The following is a 19,515-nucleotide window of genomic DNA, read 5'->3' on the forward strand; positions in this document are numbered from 1 at the left end:
GTTGGAGCGGGTTTTTTCGGGCGCGATCATGGTGAAAGAAGGAGAGGCCCAGTACATCAAGAGCCCGTCGGATGTGGGAACAGGCAAGGCAAAGGATGAGAAGGCTCCCCTGTCCGAAATCATCGAAGTCCTCAACGAGCGATTCGGAACCAGATTCACGGAGGAGGACAGACTTTTCTTTCAGCAGATCAAGGAGAAGGCCTGCCGAAGCGAACAAATTGTCCGGACGGCAATGGCAAACCCACTCGACAAGTTCGAGCTGGGAATCCGCAAGCTCGTTGAAGGACTCATGATCGAACGTATGGCCGACAACGACAAGATCGTAACGAGATACATGGCGGATCCTGAGTTTCAGGGTTCAGCGTTTCCGATTCTCGCGCGGGAGATCTTCGACTCCATACGTTCTGCGGAAACCGGTGCTCCAACGGCGGAGAAGGCTGATGATGTTTCTTCCTGAAAACAAAGCTATTTCGGCTGTCCATAGAGGGACTCACTGTGGCAATGGATAAACATAATTTTTCCGAACTCGTAAAGGAAATCCGAAAGCATCTGGCCTTGAGTCAGGAGGATCTGGCCCGCGAGCTCGGAGTCAGCTTTGCTACCATTAACCGTTGGGAAAACAAGAGGGCCAAACCGTCGAAACTGGCGAAAGCGCAGTTTGACCGGTTTTTCGCCCGAATGGTTCAACGAGGAAAGCTGAAGGGTTTCGAAGGTGGACCTAAATAGGAAATATTCAGACTTGAGTTACGCCATCACCGCATTTGATATGCAAACGGGAATCGAACCCGCGCCTGTCGCGGCGTAGCGGAAAGCGAAGCCGGATCCATTCTCTGTTTGGGGATTACGGATTGCGCAGCAAACGGAATGCGAGCCGCAGGCGAGTCCCGAAGGGATGCCACTGCGAAGCAGGGTACAAAATGTGGAGAAAAACATTTCTCGCTCAGGGATGCGGAGAACGGTCCCGTCCAAGTGTTGCCGGACGATCACCTTACGTTTTGCATAGCTGTGTCCTCCTTTTCCGGCAGGCACATCAATTTGGAGCCCCCCTATCCAGCCATTCGTCGGCCCTGTGCTGACACACTGATCTTTTGCGTACTTGACATATATGTATTCATGATTTACCATACATACCTATGGTAATCAAGATTCGTCTAATGAATGGAGGAGGATAAAAAGAATGAAGGCAAAAGTTGCGGAACGAGGACAGGTGACTATTCCCAAAGTACTCCGCGATCGTCTGGGAATTCGGCCGGGTACGATGTTGGAATTTTGTGAGAAGTCCGGAAAGCTGATCGTTGTCAAGATGGAAGAGATGGACGTCGTCGATAAAGTGTATGGTTCTCTGAGTAGCGGCCGACGGTCCGATGATATACTGCGTGAGTTGCGAGGTGAATCATGATTACGGCCGTCGATACCAATATCCTTGTGGATGTTTTTGAGGCGGACCCGGATCATGGACCGGCATCCAGGGATGCATTGAAGCGTTGCCTGTTGGAAGGTTCCGTGGTTGCATGTGAGGTGGTATGGGCCGAGGTCGCCACCGCCTATGGAGCCTCATTGAAGAAAGTAACGAAAGTCTTTGAGAGTATCGGAATCACCTATTCTCCGATGACCCGGGAATCGGCTTTGGAGGCTGCGAAATTCTGGTATCGTTATCGGAAGAAGGGAGGGAGACGCACTCGTATTGCAGCGGACTTCCTGATCGGAGGCCATGCTTTGATTCAGTGTGACCGACTGCTTACCCGGGATAAAGGGTTTTATTCCGGAAACTTTCAATTGTTGAAATTGTTTGCCTGATCATGTTGCCCAAATCCTGCCCATAAAAGGTTGATGGTCTCGTAAAAAGTCATTCCCCGGGTTCCGTTCATGGTTCGACAGGCTTCCGAGTATGGTGCCGAATCGCACGAACAATGACTTACACCGCTCGCTCTGGGGGATTTCACGGAAAGCCGGTGTGATTCTTGACAGTTTCGGAGTTCTTGGGTATATTGATGATACATAGTCGTTTCAGCGGGCGGAAAAGATTTCATGATGGAAAACCTGATATGAGGTTTTCGGGCTGTCGCGCTGAGACGTCCGTTCCCCGGCACCCCCGATCGCGATGCAAAACGATTGCGGGTGCCGTTTTTGTCTCCCCATCAATATCGCTTTCTCCTTGTTTTTGAAGCAGTTAGCGAGGCCATTCTCCTTGACAGAGTTCCTCCGGATGTGCTAAATTTACAAATTCTTTTTCTAGTGTTGAAGGAATGCCATGCTTTCTCCATCCCTTGAGGAATTTGTTGAAAAATCGAGGTCCGGCAACCTGATCCCGGTCTATAAGGAGATCCTGGCCGACATGGAAACGCCGGTCTCCGCTTTTCGCAAGATCGACGACGGGGAGTATGCCTTTCTCCTGGAGAGTGTCGAAGGGGGCGAGAAGTGGGGGCGGTACAGCTTCCTCGGAAGCACTCCCTTTTCCGTTCTGAAAGGGAAAGGGGATCAGGTGCAGGTAATCCGTCAGGGGCGGGAGAAGACCTTTACCGTTTCCGACCCGATCGCTTTCGTGCAGGAAGAGATGGCACGTTTCCATCCGGTGGCCGATCCGGCCCTGCCCCGCTTCGTCGGGGGCGCCGTCGGCTACATCGGCTACGACATGGTCCGTTTTTTTGAGCCGATCCCGGAATTTCCCAAGGAGGATGCCGGTTTTCCCGATATGCTCCTCATGATCATGACCGACCTGCTGATCTTCGATAATCTGGAGAAGAAGATCCAGATTGTCTCGAATGTTTTTCTCCGGGAGGGCGAGGACCCGGAAGCGGCCTACCGGCAGGCCGAAGAACGGATCGACGGGATGATCGCCCGGCTCAATGTTCCCTGTGAAATCGTTAACCTGAGCCTGCCCCGGCCGGGGGAACTTCCGGTTCCGGAATCGAGCTTTACCCGGGAGCGGTTCCGTGAAGTGGTCGAACGGGCCAAGGAATATATCCTGGCCGGCGATATCATTCAGGTGGTCCTCTCCCAGCGTTTCCACTCGAAACTTGAGAACGATCCCTTCGACATCTATCGGGTACTCCGGACGGTGAATCCTTCTCCCTACATGTTTTTCCTGCACCTGGGGTCGATCCGGATCGTGGGGTCGTCGCCCGAGGTCCTCGTTCGTGTGGAAATGGGGCAGGTGGAGGTCCGTCCCATTGCCGGGACCCGGCCCCGGGGAAGAAACGACGCCGAGGATCAGGCCCTGATCGATGAATTGCTCGCCGACCCCAAGGAACGGGCGGAACATATCATGCTCGTCGACCTCGGGCGCAATGATGTGGGGCGGGTGGCGAAGACCGGGACGGTCAGGGTCAAGGAGTTGATGGTGATCGAAAAATATTCCCATGTCATGCACATCGTCTCCGACGTGGTCGGCGAACTGGCCGAGGGGAAGAATGCCTATGATGTGCTTCGGGCCTGTTTTCCGGCGGGGACCGTCTCCGGCGCCCCCAAGATCCGCGCCATGCAGATCATCGAGGAACTCGAACCGGTCCGGCGCGGCCCCTATGCGGGGGCGGTGGGGTATATCGGGTTTTCCGGGAACATGGATACCTGTATCACTATCCGGACGATGATCATCCGGGACGACGATCTCTATCTTCAGGCCGGCGCAGGGATAGTAGCCGATTCCGACCCGGAACGGGAGTATGTGGAGACACTGAACAAGGCCAAGGGGATGCTGAAGGCGATCGAGATTACGAGGCGGGGAATCAGGAATTAGAAAATAGAAATTGGAAACTGGGAATTGAAAAATAGAAACCGGGAACTGGAAAACGGGGATCCGGAATCAGTAAATGGTCATAGGGACAGGGTCCCGATGAGGTCGGATCGGCGTCGGCCGACCGAGGATGACCGGGGGCAGTCATTATGTTGTTTATGATTGATAACTACGATTCCTTTACGTATAACCTCGTTCAGTATCTCGGAGAGCTGGGCGAGGAACCGGTGGTCTACCGCAACGACCGGATCACCGTCGGGGAAATCGAAGCGATGAAGCCGGACCGTCTGGTGATTTCGCCCGGTCCCTGCACGCCGAAGGAAGCGGGAATCTCGGTTGAGGTGATCCGGCATTTTGCCGGGAAGCTTCCGATCCTCGGCGTCTGTCTGGGACACCAGTCGATCGGGGCCGCCTTCGGCGCCGAGATTGTCGGGGCGAAAAAACTGATGCACGGCAAGACCTCTCAGGTAAAACATGACGGGAAGGGGGTCTTCCGGGGGCTTCCAAATCCGTTTACGGCGACCCGTTATCATTCGCTGGTCATCGAGCGGGGAAGCCTTCCCGATGATCTTCTGGTGACCGCCGAGGCGGAGGACGGGGAGATTATGGGGATCCGGCATCGAAGCCTGCCCATCGAAGGGGTCCAGTTCCATCCGGAATCGATCCTCACTGAAGTGGGCCATGATCTTTTACGGAATTTTCTGCGGATAGGTTGAGGGGACTGTGCCGGGGCGACGAATCGTTGAATTTTCGCAGGGAGTATGATGATGATTGTCAATGCGATCAAGAAGATCGTCGAGAGGGAAGACCTGGATCGGGAGGCCTGTTACGGCGCCATGGACGATATCATGGGCGGGCGGGCGACGCCGGCCCAGATTGCATCGTTTATCACGGCCCTTAGGATGAAGGGGGAGACGGTGGAAGAGATCGCCGCCTGCGCCCGGGTGATGCGGGACCGGCTGATCCGGGTCGAGGTGGACCGTGAAGGGCTGGTCGACACCTGCGGGACCGGCGGAGACGGCGCCCGGACCTTCAACATCTCCACCACGGCGGCCTTCGTTGTCGCCGGGGCCGGGATCCCCGTGGCCAAACACGGGAACCGTTCCGTTTCGAGTAAGAGCGGGAGCGCCGATCTTTTTGCCGCCCTGGGAGTGAATATCGAAGCGGGTATCGATGTGGTGAAACGGTGTATCGCCGAGGCGGGGATCGGTTTTCTCTTTGCGCCCCTTCTCCACGGTGCGATGAAGCATGCCATCGGCCCCCGGAGGGAGATCGGGATCCGGACGGTCTTCAATATCCTGGGACCCCTGACCAATCCGGCGGGAGCGAAGCGGCAGGTGGTCGGGGTCTTCTCCGGTGAGCTGACGGAACCGATCTGTGAGGTCTTAAATGAACTCGGTTGTGAGCGGGCCTATGTGGTTCACGGTCATGACGGTCTGGACGAGATTACCGCGACCGGCGGAACACGAATTTCGGAGCTTAAAAACGGCAGGGTGTTGACCTTCGACCTCGATCCCGCCGACTACGGTTTTCCCTGCTGTCGTTCCGGGGATCTTAGGGGCGGGGATGCAAAGCTCAATGCCGGGATCACCCTGGCGATCCTGAACGGGGAGACCGGGCCGAAGCGGGATGTTACCCTGCTCAATGCTGCGGCGGCGATACACGTCGGGGGTGTTGGGAAGGATTTCGGCGAGGCCCTCGATGCCGCCCGGGAATCGATCGATTCGGGACGGGCCCTCAAATGCCTGGAGGAGATGAAACGGATCAGCAATGAGCCGGTCTGACTTTCCCTTCGTATATCCTGACTTATTTTTCTCCGGTATTTCCATGATCCGGCTGCACGAGGGAAGGAAAAACAAAAAGGGTTTGTAAGCCTTGATTCTGGATGATATAGTGGCGAAGGTTCGCGGGCGTCTTGCCGAAAGGAAGACGTTGACGCCGCTGCCGGTACTGCAGAGACAGGCGGAGGCGCAGCCGGGGTGTCTCGATTTTGCCGGGGCGATCGCGGGGAGAGAGAAGAAGACAATCCGGGTGATCGCGGAAGTGAAGAAGGCTTCTCCCTCCAAGGGAGTCATCCGGGAGAATTTCGATCCGGTTGGAATCGCCCGGGACTATGAACAGTCCGGTGCCGCGGCGGTCTCCGTCCTGACGGAAGAGGATTTTTTCCAGGGTCGTCCTGATTTTCTTTCTTCAATCCGGAAGGCCGTCTCCGTTCCGTTGCTGCGGAAGGATTTTATAATCGACCCCTACCAGGTCCGGGAGGCGCGGGCATTGGGGGCCGATGCCTTTCTCTTGATCGTGGCGCTTCTCGATAAGCAAAAACTTGAGGAGCTGATCCTGTTGGGACGAGAGATCGGTATGCAGGCGTTGGTGGAGGTCCACTCCGGGGAGGAACTGGACCGGGCGCTGGACACTTCTGCCGGGATCATCGGGATCAACAACCGGGACCTTGCGACCTTTGCCACCGACCTGGAAACCACCTTCCGGCTGCGTGAACGGATCGGTGCGGACCGGATCGTCGTCAGCGAAAGCGGGATCCGGGAGGCTGCGGATCTTGTCCGTCTTCAGAAGGCGGGTGTCGATGCCGTGCTGGTGGGGGAAACGCTGATGCGAGCTCCGCGTCCCGGGGAACAATTGCAGGCCCTTCTTCCGAAAGGACCGGCGGCATGAGGACCCGGATCAAGATCTGCGGGATTACGAATCTCGACGACGCTCTTTTTGCCGTGGAGGCCGGCGCCGATGCCCTGGGATTTGTCTTTCATTCCGGAAGTCCGCGGCGGATCGATGCGGAGAGCGTCCGGGCGATTGTTCGTCATCTTCCTCCCTTTGCGACGGTGGTCGGGGTTTTCGTGGACGAGAAGATCGAGACCGTCCGGGAGATCGCAAGGTATTGTGATCTCGATCTCTGCCAGTTACATGGGGATGAATCGCCGGAGTTCTGCGAATGGTGTGAGCGACGCGTGATCAAGGCCTTCCGGATCCGGGACCGCTCGTTTCTGGAGGAGATGAAACGTTACGACGTGTCGGGGTTTCTTCTGGATGCCTGGCATCCGGACCGGTACGGGGGGACGGGAGAGGCCGCCGACCGGACCCTGGCGCAGGAAGCCGCCGGGAAGGAGAGGGTGATCCTGGCCGGGGGCTTGACGCCGGAGAACGTGGGCGAGGCGATTGCCCGGGTCCGCCCCTACGGGGTGGATGTCAGCTCCGGCGTGGAGGTGTCACCGGGACAAAAGGATCGGGACAAGGTACGCCGTTTTATCGAAGCGGTGAATGAGATTGATGCCCGTATCTACGGGCCGGAGAATGCAGTATGAATTTGCCTGATGAGCGGGGACACTTTGAGGAGTTCGGTGGGAAGTACGTCCCCGAGACGCTGATGCCGGCGCTGGATGAGCTGGAACAGGAATACTGGCGGGCCCTCAAAGACCCGGAATTCAAAAAAGAATTTCAGGGCTATCTGCGGGAATATGTCGGGCGTCCCACGCCGCTTTATCTGGCGGAACGGCTGACGGAGCGTCTGCAGGGGGCCCGGATCTATCTGAAGCGGGAGGACCTGAACCATACCGGAGCGCATAAGATCAACAATGCCATCGGCCAGGTCCTGCTGGCCCGGCGGATGGGAAAGAAACGGATCATTGCCGAGACCGGCGCCGGACAGCACGGCGTGGCCACGGCCACGGCGGCGGCCATGTTCGGCCTGGAGTGCGAAGTCTTCATGGGGCAGGAGGATATCGAGCGGCAGGCGCTCAACGTCTTCCGGATGCGGCTCTTAGGGGCCCGCGTGACGCCGGTGACCTCCGGAACCTGTACCCTGAAAGATGCATGCAATGAAGCGATCCGGGACTGGGTCACGAACGTGGAGCATACCTATTACATTATCGGTTCCGTCGTCGGTCCCCATCCCTATCCGATGATCGTCCGGGACTTTCAATCGGTCATCGGGGAAGAGGCCCGGGAACAGATTCTGCAGAAGGAAGGTCGGCCGCCCGATCTCCTGGTCGCCTGTGTGGGCGGGGGAAGCAATGCCATCGGTCTGTTTCATGCATTTGTCGATGACCGTTTGGTACGTATGATCGGTGTGGAAGCGGCGGGACTCGGTCTTGAGGTGGAAAACATGCCGCCTCGATCCTGGGAGGCCAACGGGGTGTTCTCCACGGGAACATGAGCTTTCTGCTCCAGGATGAAAACGGGCAGGTGACCCCGGCCCATTCCATTTCCGCCGGGCTCGACTATCCCGGTGTCGGTCCGGAACACGCCTGGCTGCACACCACCGGCCGGGCCGAGTATGTGGCGATCACCGATGCGGAGGCGTTGGAAGGGTTTCAGCTCCTTTCCGAGACGGAAGGGATCATTCCCGCCCTGGAAAGCGCCCACGCCATCGCCTATCTGAAGAAACTGATCCCCGAGATTCCGAAGGATCGGATCGTGATTCTCAATCTCTCCGGGCGGGGAGACAAAGACGTTACGCAGGTCGCTGAGATTCTGAAGGGCGACCGGCCCGGTCGTGAAAAGGAAGGAAAATCGTGAGCAGGCTTGACGAAGTTTTTGAAAAAGCCGGAAGAGAAAACCGTGCGGCCCTGATGCCCTTTCTTACGGCCGGGGACCCGACCTTAGAGCATACCGGTCGATACATCCTGGAGATGGAGAAGAACGGCGCCGACATCGTGGAGTTGGGGATTCCCTTCTCCGATCCCCTGGCGGACGGTCCCACCATTCAGCGGTCCTCTCAACGGGCGTTGGCGGGTGGGGTGACCCTTCGGGCCATCCTTGAATTTGTCGGTGACCTGCGCCGGAAGACCTCTCTTCCGATTGTTCTGATGGGCTATTACAATCCGATCTTCCATTTCGGGGTGACCTCCTTTGTGGAGGCGGCAAAAGGTGCGGGGGCCGACGGTCTCATCGTGCCGGATCTTCCGCCGGAAGAGGCCGGGGAGTTGATCCCGGCGGCGAGAAAGGCGGATCTTGATACGGTCTTTCTCCTGGCGCCGACGAGTACGCCGGAACGGATCGGAAAGATTGCCGAAGTGAGCCGGGGGTTTATCTACTATGTTTCCCTGACGGGGGTGACCGGCGCCCGGACAACCCTTTCGACCGGGATTGAAAACGCCATTGCCCGAATCCGGGAAGTGACGGCCATGCCGGTCTGTATCGGATTCGGGATTTCTTCCCCCGGGCATGTGGAACGCGTTCGTGCCTGTGCCGACGGTGTGATCGTGGGGAGCGCCGTCGTGGGGCTGATCGAGAAGGCCGGCGGGGAGACCGGGGGGGTGGCCGAGGTCGGACGGTTTATTGCAAAGCTGAAGGCCGCGACCGTAAAAGGGGGATAAGGAGGCGATATGGATTCGGTGGAGCGAGGCATGGGAATCCGGGTGGGCGAAGAGGCGGAGGGGGATCTCTTCAGTCGTTACGGGGAAGTCGTTTCCCGGGGGACGGTCCTTTTCTATGAGGGAGACCCCGGGCGGGAGATGTATATCATCCTCTCGGGCAAGGTCCGTATTGCCAAAGAGGCTTCGGGTATGGAGAAGGTCCTGGTTGTTCTCGGCAAAGGGGAGTTCTTCGGAGAGATGGCGATTCTGAATAACAAGCCCCGCTCCGCCACTGCGACGGTGATTGAGGATTGCCGGATACTGATTATCGACCGGGAAACCTTTGAGACGATGATTCGAAGCAACGGAGAGATCGCCGTCCGGATCATCAAGAAACTGGCCGCCCGGTTGCAGGAGGCGGACAACCAGATTGAGAATCTTCTTCTCCGGGACAACATGAGCCGTCTTGTCAATCACCTCAAGCGGAAGGCCCGGGAGGCCGGGGCGCCGGCAACGGGGGAATACCGCATGCCCTTTCTTCCGGAGGACTTTGCCTCCGAAGCGGGGATCTCCGGTCATCATTTAGAGGATCTGCTGAAGAAACTGAGGTCGGCAAAAATTGTCCGGACCGGCAAAGAAGAGATTACCATTGTACAGATGGAAGTCCTGGAGCGGTTTTCAAGGTACCTGGAAATGAAGGATCAATTCTGCAATCTCACCTGATGGAGTCCCCCATGAAAATTGAGGTGCTCGGCTGTCATGGATCGGAGACGCCGTCGGCCAAGACCGTCGGATTCCTGGTGGAGGATCGGATCCTGCTGGAGGCGGGGACGGTTTCCTCCGTTTTGAGCCTCGACCGGCAGTTGGCGATTCACAGTGTGATTATCAGTCATCTTCATCTGGATCATATCAAGGGGCTTCCTTTTCTGGCGGACAATCTCATCGGAGAGCCGGGATCGGCCATCACGGTCTACGGGATTGATGAAGTGCTGGCGGGGCTGAAAACGCATCTCTTCAACGATACGATCTGGCCCGACTGTACACGGATCTCCAACGGGGATGTCTCGGTTCTCCGTTTTGAATCGCTTACGAAGCGGGCGACCACCCGCATCGGAGAGGTGGAGGTGACGCCGATTCCGGTGAACCACACGATTCCCTCCATCGGCCTGTTCCTGCGGAAAGGGGACCGCACCCTTCTTTATACGGGCGACACGGCGCCGACGGAAGAGATTTGGCGGATCGGGCGGCAAATGCCGGATCTGTCGGCCCTCCTCATCGAGGTTTCTTTCCCCGATGCCATGGAAAAGATCGCCCGGGTGAGCGGGCATATGACACCGTCCATGGCTGCGCGGGAGCTGGAAAAACTCGATCGGCCGGAGGTCCCCGTGTATGTTTTTCACATGAAGCCGAAATACGAAGCGGCCATCATTGCAGAGTTGCAGCAGCTCCTGGGGGGGGCGGTCGAGGTACTTCAGGAAGGGGCGGTGCTTCAGATCTGACGGGTGAGTCCCGCTTACGTTTCCTCCTTTTTTCCGGCAAATCTGACGCAAGGGATACCATGACGTGGTTCAAGAAAAAGAAGCTCAAAACGAGCATCCTGGACAAGAAGGTGGTCTCCTCCGAAGGATTGTGGGAGAAATGCCAGAATTGCCGGGAGATTATCTACAAAAAAGAGATCGAGAAGAATTTCCGCGTTTGTCCGAAATGCAACTATCATTTCCGGATCACCGCCGAAGAACGGATCCGGATCGTGGCCGACGCCGGAAGTTTTGAGGAGATGGATGCCGACCTGTCGTCGTCCGATCCCCTCCATTTCAAGGACTCGAAGAAGTACCGTGACCGGCTGAAAGAGGGAGAGAAACGAACCGGGAAAAAAGATGCCCTCCTCTTCGGTGATGCCCGGATTGAGGGGATGCCCGTGGTCCTGACGGTTTTTGATTTTGCGTTCATGGGCGGTAGCATGGGCTCCGTCGTGGGGGAGAAAATCGTCCGGGGGATGGAGCGTGCCCTGGACCGGGAAATGCCCTTCCTCTCCTTCTCCTCCTCCGGCGGGGCACGGATGCAGGAGGGGATCGTCTCCCTCATGCAGATGGCGAAGACGAGCGCCGCCGCTTCACGACTGGCGCAGGCCGGGATTCCTTTTATTTCCGTTCTGACCGATCCGACCTTCGGCGGCGTGACGGCGAGTTTCGCCATGTTGGGGGACATTATTATTGCCGAACCGCGGGCACTGATCGGGTTTGCCGGTCCCCGGGTGATCGAGCAGACCATCCGGGAGAAACTTCCCGCGGGGTTTCAGCGGGCCGAGTTTCTCCAGCAACATGGTATGGTCGATATGATTGTGGAACGGAAGGAATTGAAAAGGACCCTTGCCGGTCTGGTACGGATGCTCGCTCATGGACTTTGAGCAAGCGATGGCCGCATTGGAAGGCCTGGAACTGCATGGGATTGTCCTCGGCCTTGACCGGGTCCGGTTTCTGCTGGAGGCGTTGGGAAATCCACAGGAGACGTTTCCTTCCATCCATATCGCCGGGACCAACGGCAAAGGATCGACGGCCGTCTATCTTGATTCCGTTCTTCAACGGGCCGGTCTCCGGACCGGGCGTTATACCTCTCCCCATCTGCATCACTTCTCCGAACGGATCACGCTCTCCGGAGAGAAAGTCGCTCCCGAAGTTATTGCAGCCCGGACCGAGGAACTCCTTGAGATTGTCCGATCGGCAGGTCCCGATTTTCAACCGACCTATTTTGAAATGACGACGGCCATGGCCTTTGCCGTCTTTGCGGAGGCCGGGATCGATATCGCCGTGGTGGAAACCGGTCTGGGAGGACGGCTCGACGCGACCAATGTGATCCGCCCCGTCGTCTCCATCATTACGAATGTCGCCATGGAACATGCCGATTATCTCGGGGACTCCCTCGAGGCGATCGCCCGGGAAAAAGGGGGGATCATCAAAGAGGGCGGCGTGACGGTTACCGGCGTTCGGAACCCGAAGGTCCGGACGATCCTTGAGAAGATCAGTGACCGTCGAAGGGGGCGTCTGATCCGGCTCGGGGAGGAGATCCGGGTGGAGGATGTCGAGGTGCACCGGGAGGACGGGTCCCGGACATTTACCTTCCGGGGCGTCGACTCTTCCCGGGAGGGGCTGATCGTCGGGATGCGGGGGGAACATCAGGTCGTGAACGCCGCCGTGGCCCTGGGCGCTCTGGAGGTTCTGATTCGGCAGGGAGTGGACATCCCCGACAATGCCGTTCGGGAGGGGCTGCGGGAGGCATGCTGGCCGGGACGGCTGGAGACGGTCTCCGGGGATCCGTGGATCATGGTGGACGGCGCCCATAATCCCCATGCCGCCCGGGTGCTTCAGCAGGTCCTTGAAAACGATCTGGAGTATCATCGCCTGATCCTCGTGATCGGGATTCTTCAGGACAAGGATGTCCCGGCGATAGTCCTGCCCCTTCTTCCCTTGGCGGACCGGCTGGTCCTGACCCGGCCGCAGTACGACCGGGGAACGGATCCGGTGGTTCAGTTGGAAAAGATCGGCCGGTCCGGTCTGGAAGTAATGCTGGCTCCTTCGGTTCCGGAGGCCGTCGACGCGGCCCGGGCACTCTATGCACCGGGCGATCTGATCCTTGTTACCGGATCTCTCTATACCGTTGCGGAAGCCCGGGCCTTTCTCTTTTCGAATGCCTCCGCTTCCACAGGCCGGGATACCCAGGAGGAGGGTTAGGCGGCTTATGTGGAGATCTTTCCGCCCGTTTCAAGACGGTCTTGTCCGCAGAATTTTTCTTCTCTGGATTGCCTGCGTCGTTTGCCTGGTTTCAACAGACCTCCGGGCCGAATCCCGGAAGGAAGGGGAACGGGTTGCCATCGATGCCGACAGTTTCCATTTCGACCAGGAACGGAAACTTTTCGTTGCCCTCGGGAATGTGCATTTTCAAAGTGGTTCCATGAACATGACCTGCGATTATGCCGAATACTCCGATGAGACCGGGGAGTATACCGCTGTGGGAAATGTTGTTTTCAAGGATGACGAGGGGACGGTCCTCTGTGAACGTGTGGAAGGAAATGTCCTGACCCATCAGGCGAAGTTCTACCGGGCTGTTCTCGACAATGTGGTCAAGGAATATCTCCTCAAGGGGGACCGGATCGACAAGGTGGGTGAGGAGACTTATCGGGTGACAAAAGGTTCCATCTCGGAGTGCGGGAAGACGCATCCCCTCTGGGAGATCGGCGGGCGTCACATGCTGATTGAGAAGGGGGAGTACGTCCGGGTGAAACATATGACACTCCGGATCGGCGGGGTTCCTCTCTTTTATTCTCCCTATTTCCTCTATCCGCTCAAGACCACCCGGCAAAGCGGTTTTCTGCCTCCCCTCATCGGCGAGGGGGGACGAAATGGTTCCTCGGTGAAACTCGATTATTTTCAGGCCATCGACACGAACCGGGATGCGACCCTGACGTATGAGTATCTTGCCGACAACGGCAACCGGTTCGGACTCGAGTATCGCTATGCCCTTTCTCAAAAGATCCGGGGGGCCTTCTTCGGCAGATATATTCACGACCGGAACGCCGACCGGGAGGGGAGCCGGATCGGGATGAACGAGGACCGCTGGGAGACGGGATGGACGCACTACCATAATCTTGATGACCGTCTGTACGGCGGGATTTTTATGGATGTTTTCAGCGATGGTTTCTACCCGAGTGATTTTTCCCCTTCCTCCGAGGCGCGGGTGCGGAACAACGGTCAGTCGGACCTGACGGTGGTGAGACGGTGGGACGGGGCGAACGCTACGGCCGATTTCCGTTACTACCAGGAGTTGGGGACCCGTCACAAAACCACCTCACTGCAGAGCCTGCCGGAACTCCGTTATGACATTCCCGCACGCCGGGCGGGCCGGTCCAACTGGTTTTATTCCCTTGATACGAGTTTTATAAACTTCTATCGAAAGGACGGCTATCATACCGTTTTGAGCGATCGGATTTCATCGGATACTGAGACCCTCCAGCCGGTGACCTCCGATCAGAAGGCCAACCTGAAGATCCTGAAAAGTTCCGGTTTCGAAGATGCAACGGCTCTTCGGTATCAAGGGCTGAAGGGGGGGCGCCTGCACCTTGACCCAACCCTTTCGCTTCCCCTTGACCTGGCCTCTTTTGCCGTTTTGACCTCCTCCGTGGGGTATCAGGAGAATCTCTACAATCGGGGGGTGGCCAAGGATCATGCGGTTGATGAGGGAGTTCTCCATGCCCGGTTTGATCTTGATTCCCGCTTTTATCATGATTTTTCCTGGGGACGTACCGGGACCCTGCGGCATATCGTCGAACCGAAGATCTCCTATCTCTATCGACCGGAGAAGGGGGCGGCCGATATCCCCGTCTATGATGAACTCGATCGGATCGACCCGGTGAATGAAATTCATTTTTCTCTTTTCAATCGACTCCTGACGAGCCGGGAACCCGATCGAAAGAATGGAAAAGTTGAAGGGGACCCACCGGCCGACCGGCGGGAGATTGCGACACTGAAACTCGATGCCCTCTATAATCGCAGGCGGAGAGCGGATCGTTTGCAGACGCTGACGGGGGAATTCAATCTCAATCTTTCCGATTTGTACTATCTGGAGATCAACTCGATCTATGACTTCCCGGAACATGAGTTTGCGAGTCTGAATCTTGACTTCAAGTTTCATCTGCGGGATCTTTTTTCGCTGCAGGTGGGGCGCCGCTTCACGCGGCGGATCCCTATTGATACGAACCGCCCCACGGGAGGGGGGAGACTTCGGACGGTCGGCGGAAACGATGTGCTGTCCGGGTTGAAGAACGACGGGATTTCTTTCTGGACGGCGCATATGAACTGGACGCCGACGAAGGCTGTTTCCATGGGGTTGTCGGGGTATTTTAATGCACGGGAGAAGACCGGCGACGACACTTCCTTTCATCTTAGTTACGAAAAGAAGTGCTGGGGGCTCTCTCTTTCCGTCGATCGCTTTGACGATACGATCTTCAATGATCATACCGGCAAATACGAGATCAACCGTGTCAACGAGGTGTATCTTTATTTTACGATCAAGTCCGTCCGTCTGAAATTCTATGAAAATATCGCAGGAATTGGTAAAGTCCTGTGATCCCAAAGAGTTGAGTTGGTTTTCAGTTGATCCGGAAGGGGAAAAAGATTATGATAAAGTTTGATATATTTTCCCGTCATCCGGGAGGTCCTCTGAAAATACCGGAAGGAGAATGAATGTCCCGAATCGTGGTGACCGGCGGGGCCGGGTTCATCGGCAGCAATTTTATCCGTTACTGTCTTGAGACCCATCCCGACGATGAAGTGATCAATCTGGACCGGTTGACCTATGCCGGAAACCTGCTGAGTCTTGAGGATGTTGCGGGATCTGCGCGTTACCGCTTTGTCCGGGGCGATATCGCCGATGAGAAGATCGTCGACGAAATCTTTTCGGAGGGGGTGGACGGTGTCATTAATTTTGCGGCCGAATCCCACGTGGACCGAAGTATTGAAGACCCGACGATTTTTATCCGGAGTAATGTCCTCGGGACCCAGACCCTGCTGAACGGGATCCGGAAGTTTTCCATTCCCCGTTATCTTCAGGTCAGCACCGATGAGGTCTACGGTTCTCTCGGTCCCACGGGAAGTTTCCGGGAAGATACTCCGCTGTCACCGAACAGTCCCTATTCCGCCGGCAAGGCCGGTGCTGATCTCCTCGTCCGGGCGCATTTCGAGACCTACGGCATGCCGGTCCTCATCACTCGCTGTTCGAATAACTACGGCCCCTACCAGTTTCCGGAGAAGTTGATCCCGCTCTTCATCATGAATGCCATGGCGGACAAGCCGCTTCCCCTTTACGGGGACGGGTTGAATGTCCGGGACTGGATCCATGTCCTGGACCACTGCCGGGGAATTGATCAGGTCTTCCGGAAAGGGAGAGAAGGGGAAATTTATAATATCGGCGGGGGATGTGAAAAGAAGAATATTGAAATCACCCGGCTTATTCTTGAACTGCTCGGGAAACCGGAAGAGTTGATTGAATATGTGTCCGATCGTTTGGGGCACGACCGCCGCTACGCCATCGACAGCACGAAGATCCGGGAGGAATTAGGATGGGAGCCCCGATATTCCTTTGAAGAGGGGATTGCTGAAACCATTTCATGGTATCGGGAGCATCGTTCGTGGTTGAAAGAGATTGAAAGCGGACGGTACCGGGAACTGTCGGAGAAGATCGCGGAAGGTGGACTGCACCGATGAGACGGGTCGCTCTGATCGGGGCCGGGGGAATGCTCGGACGGGACCTGCGGAACCGGCTGGAGGGAAGCTATCTTTGTCTTCCTGTCGCAGGGCGGAAAGATCTCGACATTACCCGCCGGGAAGAAGTCCTGGAGTGGATCGGGAAGGCCCGTCCCGATCTGCTGATCAATGCAGCAGCTTATACCGATGTGGACGGTTGTGAGTCCCACCGGGAACGGGCCATGGCGGTGAACGGCGAAGCGCCGGGAAACCTGGCGGCCGGATGTGCCGAAGTCGGCGCCCGAATGATCCAGATCAGCACCGATTTTGTCTTCGACGGGACGCGGGAGGGCGCCTGTCGGGAGGAGGATCCGACGGCTCCGCTCTCGGTGTACGGTCTCTCCAAACTTTCCGGTGAGGAACATGTGGCCCGGAACCTGGAAGATCATCTGATTGTCCGGACCTCCTGGCTGTACGGCGCCGGTGGACGAAATTTTGTGGAGGCGATTCTGGCGCAGGCGGAAAAAGGGGGTCCCCTGCGTGTGGTGCGGGACCAGGTCGGGTCCCCGACCTATGTGCCGGATCTCTCCGGCGCGCTGTTGCGGCTTCTCCCGCTGGATGTCCGGGGGATTGTGCATGTTTCCAACAGCGGAAGTTGTTCCTGGTACGATTTCGCCCGGAAAATTCTGGCGCTTGCCGGTTTCCGGGATGTCCCGATCGAACCGATTCCGTCTGAGAGCCTGGATCGTCCGGCACGACGGCCGGCGAACTCCCTGCTCTCCTGTGAACGCTACCGGCGGATTACGGGGGAAGATCTCCGTTCCTGGGAAGATGGGCTGAAAAACTATCTGGATGAGAGAGGGGGAGGGGATGGATCAAAATAATGAAAATGAGACTGTCATCGGGCTGCTTCCCCTGGATCTGCCGCATCTTTCACAGGGCGCCCTTCGTATGCTGGCCGCCGATCCCGGGGTGGATCCGGTTCTGCTGAAGGAGATCCTGGTCCTCGGGAAGGAGGACCCGGATACGGTTCGTTGCCTGATCCGGAATCCGGCTTTGCCGGACAGTGCTTTTGAAAAAGTGATGGAAGATTTGAATGAGGAACTCCGGCAGGAGGTGGCGTTTCGCGGGAAGTCGTTGGCCCTTTATGAAGAGGGGAGTCTTCCTTCCACGGAACGGGCGAAGAAACAAAGGGGCGTGAAAGGGGCGGACGGAAAAAAGAGTATGCAGGCCCGGATCCAGCAGTTGACCATGGGGGACAAACTGGCCTACGCGCTAAAGGGGCCGAAAGAGGCCCGGACCATCCTGGTGCGGGATCCTAACCGGGAGATTGCCCTGACCGTGGTGAAAAACCCCAAGATCACCGAAGGAGAAGTGGAACTCTTTGCCGCCTCGACCAATGTCTGCGAGGATGTGCATCGCGAAATCGGGAAGAACCGGGAATGGTGCAAGAAATATACGATTCTCCGTGCCCTGGTGTTCAATCCGAAGACCCCCGTCGGGATCTCGCTCGAAAAACTTCCTTATATCAAAGAAAAGGACTTGCAGTTTTTATGCAAGAGCAAAAACGTTCCCAACGCGATCAGCGGCGGAGCGAAACGGCTCCTGGCCCAGAAACGAAAAAAACATTGAGGGGGCTATGATTTTCAGCGGATGGTTGTTACAAAGCCGGCTAAAAAAGGCCCTGGATCAGCTCAATTGCGGAATGTTCGAGACGGCCTCGCAGGAACTTCGTTTGCTCTTGAGGGAGTTCGCAAAAGAGGAGCGCGAAGTACGGGAGGTTTTGTTTTATCTTGCGGAATGTTTGATGGCGATGGGAGATGAGAAGCTGGAGAAGGAGGACTTTGCCGGTGCCCTTCGGGATTTTGAAGAAGCGGTTGCTCTGCAGGTGGAATTTCCCGATCTTTATTATCGGATCGGCCGGTGTTGTCTGGCGCTCGGGAGCGAGGATCGTGCGGAGAAAAATTTTCAAAAAGCCCTCTCCATGAATGAGCATTACCGAAATGCACGTCTCGCTCTGGCCGAGGTTCACATCCGGAAACAAAAATTTGATCTTGCCTTCCAGGCATACGAGCGAGTCTATGAACAGGGAATGGAACCGGATGAAGCCTCCTTTACCGAGGTCCGGCGGATGGCGGAATCCGGCAACGTTCAAAAGGCGGTCGATCTGCTCCGGGAAATATTCCGGGAAAAGCCCGATCGTGTGAAGGCCCTCTTTCAACAGGGCAAACGGCATTTTCATGAACAGGATTATGCCGGTGCGATTGCCTCTTTTCGGGAGTTGATCTCCGGGCATGCCGATTTCCCGGATGTGTATAATTTTCTGGGGGTTGCCTGTTGCGGTGCCGGTGATTTCAATGAAGGGGAAAAGGCCTTTCTTCAATCCATGGAATTGAACCCTGCCTACATGGATCCCCGGTTAAATCTTGCCTTTCTCTATGAAAAAATGAACAAAAAGGAAAAAGCCGGGGAGGTTCTTGAAGGAGTCCTGAGCGTTGATCCCGGAAATGTCATTGCAAAGGAAGGATTAAAAAAGCTGCAAAAGTAGGGGAGAGACCGCTTTCCATGGCAAAGGACTATTATAAGATCTTGGGAGTAAACCCCGGCGCCGGTCCGGAAGAGATCAAGAAGGCTTTTTTTGCCCTGGCGAAGAAATATCATCCCGACAAACACCGGGACGCGGACGATGGGGATTATGCAGTCAAGTTTGCCGAAATCAATGAGGCCTATAAGGTCCTGAAAAATGGGCGTTCGAAAACGGAATATGACCGTTCATTCCAGACGGTTGGAACCCGGCGGGAAAAAACGGCCAAGGAACGCTATAAAGCGGATGAGCTCTACAAGGCGGCGCAGAAGGCGATTAAAATTAATGATGTCAACAGCGCCATCGATCTTCTCAAGGCCGCGGTCCGGATGGAGCCGGACCGGGCGGAATTTTATTCGCTCCTTGGTCTGACCCTTTCCGAAAAACCGCGCAGGCTCCATGAAGCGCGGGAACATTGTGAAAAGGCCGTGGAGATAGAGCCCTATGATGTCCGGAACTATATCAACCTTGGGCTGGTTTACAAGAAGGCGGGGTTGAAAATTCGAGCACAGAAGCAATTTGAAAAGGTCCTTCAATGGGAACCGGAGAATCCAACAGCGAGAAAAGAACTGGGCTTGTCCAAAGAGAGGGGGGTTTTGGAGCGGATCAAACGGAGCTTGGGCAGGCTGAAAAAGGGGCGGTGAAGGGGGAAAGTCC

At 56.6% G+C, this 19,515-nt stretch carries 20 protein-coding genes and 1 pseudogene; all 21 read left to right on the forward strand.

Features of this window, described 5'->3' with window-relative positions; genetic code table 11:
* Window positions 1–457 (forward strand): type I restriction endonuclease subunit R (locus GXP58_08605; protein NOY53667.1); only part of this gene is annotated, 457 nt, incomplete at its 5' end.
* A 44-nt stretch (window positions 458–501) separates the two neighbouring features.
* Window positions 502–726: a helix-turn-helix transcriptional regulator gene (locus GXP58_08610; GenBank protein ID NOY53668.1), complete on the forward strand. Its 225-nt coding sequence runs from the start codon at window positions 502–504 to the stop codon at window positions 724–726.
* 451 nt (window positions 727–1,177) lie between these two features.
* Window positions 1,178–1,399, forward strand: a complete 222-nt coding sequence (locus tag GXP58_08615; GenBank protein ID NOY53669.1) for an AbrB/MazE/SpoVT family DNA-binding domain-containing protein — start codon at window positions 1,178–1,180, stop codon at window positions 1,397–1,399.
* Window positions 1,396–1,797, forward strand: a complete 402-nt coding sequence (locus GXP58_08620) for a type II toxin-antitoxin system VapC family toxin (GenBank protein NOY53670.1) — start codon at window positions 1,396–1,398, stop codon at window positions 1,795–1,797. Before GXP58_08615 ends, GXP58_08620 begins: the two co-directional genes overlap by 4 nt.
* A 454-nt stretch (window positions 1,798–2,251) precedes the next feature.
* The gene (trpE, locus tag GXP58_08625; protein NOY53671.1) at window positions 2,252–3,736 is read left to right on the forward strand and encodes an anthranilate synthase component I; all 1,485 of its coding nucleotides are present in this window, start codon (window positions 2,252–2,254) and stop codon (window positions 3,734–3,736) included.
* 146 nt (window positions 3,737–3,882) lie between these two features.
* On the forward strand, window positions 3,883–4,449 hold the full coding sequence (locus GXP58_08630; protein NOY53672.1) for an aminodeoxychorismate/anthranilate synthase component II: 567 nt from the start codon (window positions 3,883–3,885) through the stop codon (window positions 4,447–4,449).
* Between the two features lie 51 nt (window positions 4,450–4,500).
* Window positions 4,501–5,517, forward strand: a complete 1,017-nt coding sequence (trpD, locus tag GXP58_08635) for an anthranilate phosphoribosyltransferase (GenBank protein NOY53673.1) — start codon at window positions 4,501–4,503, stop codon at window positions 5,515–5,517.
* Window positions 5,518–5,608: 91 nt separating this feature from the next.
* On the forward strand, window positions 5,609–6,403 hold the full coding sequence (gene trpC / locus GXP58_08640) for an indole-3-glycerol phosphate synthase TrpC (GenBank protein NOY53674.1): 795 nt from the start codon (window positions 5,609–5,611) through the stop codon (window positions 6,401–6,403).
* Complete coding sequence (locus GXP58_08645; protein ID NOY53675.1) at window positions 6,400–7,047, forward strand: phosphoribosylanthranilate isomerase; 648 nt, start codon at window positions 6,400–6,402, stop codon at window positions 7,045–7,047. The genes trpC and GXP58_08645 overlap by 4 nt, the downstream gene beginning before the upstream one ends.
* Window positions 7,044–8,260, forward strand: a pseudogene (gene trpB / locus GXP58_08650) (tryptophan synthase subunit beta). The gene GXP58_08645 and the pseudogene trpB overlap by 4 nt, the downstream one beginning before the upstream one ends.
* A complete protein-coding gene (locus GXP58_08655) occupies window positions 8,257–9,060 on the forward strand; it encodes a tryptophan synthase subunit alpha (GenBank protein ID NOY53676.1) in 804 nt (267 codons plus the stop codon). Before trpB ends, GXP58_08655 begins: the two are co-directional and overlap by 4 nt.
* Before the next feature lie 30 nt (window positions 9,061–9,090).
* Window positions 9,091–9,762: a Crp/Fnr family transcriptional regulator gene (locus tag GXP58_08660; protein ID NOY53677.1), complete on the forward strand. Its 672-nt coding sequence runs from the start codon at window positions 9,091–9,093 to the stop codon at window positions 9,760–9,762.
* 11 nt (window positions 9,763–9,773) lie between these two features.
* Window positions 9,774–10,538, forward strand: coding sequence for a 3',5'-cyclic-nucleotide phosphodiesterase (locus GXP58_08665; protein NOY53678.1), 765 nt, complete (start codon window positions 9,774–9,776; stop codon window positions 10,536–10,538).
* Window positions 10,539–10,597: 59 nt separating this feature from the next.
* Entirely contained in the window at window positions 10,598–11,446 is an 849-nt protein-coding gene (locus GXP58_08670) for an acetyl-CoA carboxylase carboxyltransferase subunit beta (GenBank protein NOY53679.1), read from the forward strand.
* On the forward strand, window positions 11,436–12,767 hold the full coding sequence (locus GXP58_08675; protein NOY53680.1) for a bifunctional folylpolyglutamate synthase/dihydrofolate synthase: 1,332 nt from the start codon (window positions 11,436–11,438) through the stop codon (window positions 12,765–12,767). Before GXP58_08670 ends, GXP58_08675 begins: the two co-directional genes overlap by 11 nt.
* A 7-nt stretch (window positions 12,768–12,774) precedes the next feature.
* The gene (locus GXP58_08680; protein ID NOY53681.1) at window positions 12,775–15,159 is read left to right on the forward strand and encodes an LPS-assembly protein LptD; all 2,385 of its coding nucleotides are present in this window, start codon (window positions 12,775–12,777) and stop codon (window positions 15,157–15,159) included.
* 116 nt (window positions 15,160–15,275) lie between these two features.
* On the forward strand, window positions 15,276–16,295 hold the full coding sequence (gene rfbB / locus GXP58_08685) for a dTDP-glucose 4,6-dehydratase (protein ID NOY53682.1): 1,020 nt from the start codon (window positions 15,276–15,278) through the stop codon (window positions 16,293–16,295).
* Window positions 16,292–17,158 carry a dTDP-4-dehydrorhamnose reductase gene (rfbD, locus tag GXP58_08690; protein ID NOY53683.1) on the forward strand — a complete coding sequence of 289 codons (867 nt, stop codon included), beginning with the start codon at window positions 16,292–16,294 and terminating at the stop codon, window positions 17,156–17,158. Before rfbB ends, rfbD begins: the two co-directional genes overlap by 4 nt.
* A complete protein-coding gene (locus GXP58_08695; GenBank protein NOY53684.1) occupies window positions 17,145–17,906 on the forward strand; it encodes a hypothetical protein in 762 nt (253 codons plus the stop codon). The genes rfbD and GXP58_08695 overlap by 14 nt, the downstream gene beginning before the upstream one ends.
* 7 nt (window positions 17,907–17,913) lie before the next feature.
* On the forward strand, window positions 17,914–18,822 hold the full coding sequence (locus GXP58_08700) for a tetratricopeptide repeat protein (GenBank protein NOY53685.1): 909 nt from the start codon (window positions 17,914–17,916) through the stop codon (window positions 18,820–18,822).
* A 17-nt stretch (window positions 18,823–18,839) separates the two neighbouring features.
* The gene (locus tag GXP58_08705; protein NOY53686.1) at window positions 18,840–19,502 is read left to right on the forward strand and encodes a DnaJ domain-containing protein; all 663 of its coding nucleotides are present in this window, start codon (window positions 18,840–18,842) and stop codon (window positions 19,500–19,502) included.
* Window positions 19,503–19,515 lie beyond the last annotated feature (13 nt).

It is taken from the genome of Deltaproteobacteria bacterium (assembly GCA_013151235.1).
Classification (GTDB): Bacteria; CG2-30-53-67; CG2-30-53-67; order CG2-30-53-67; family CG2-30-53-67; genus JAADIO01.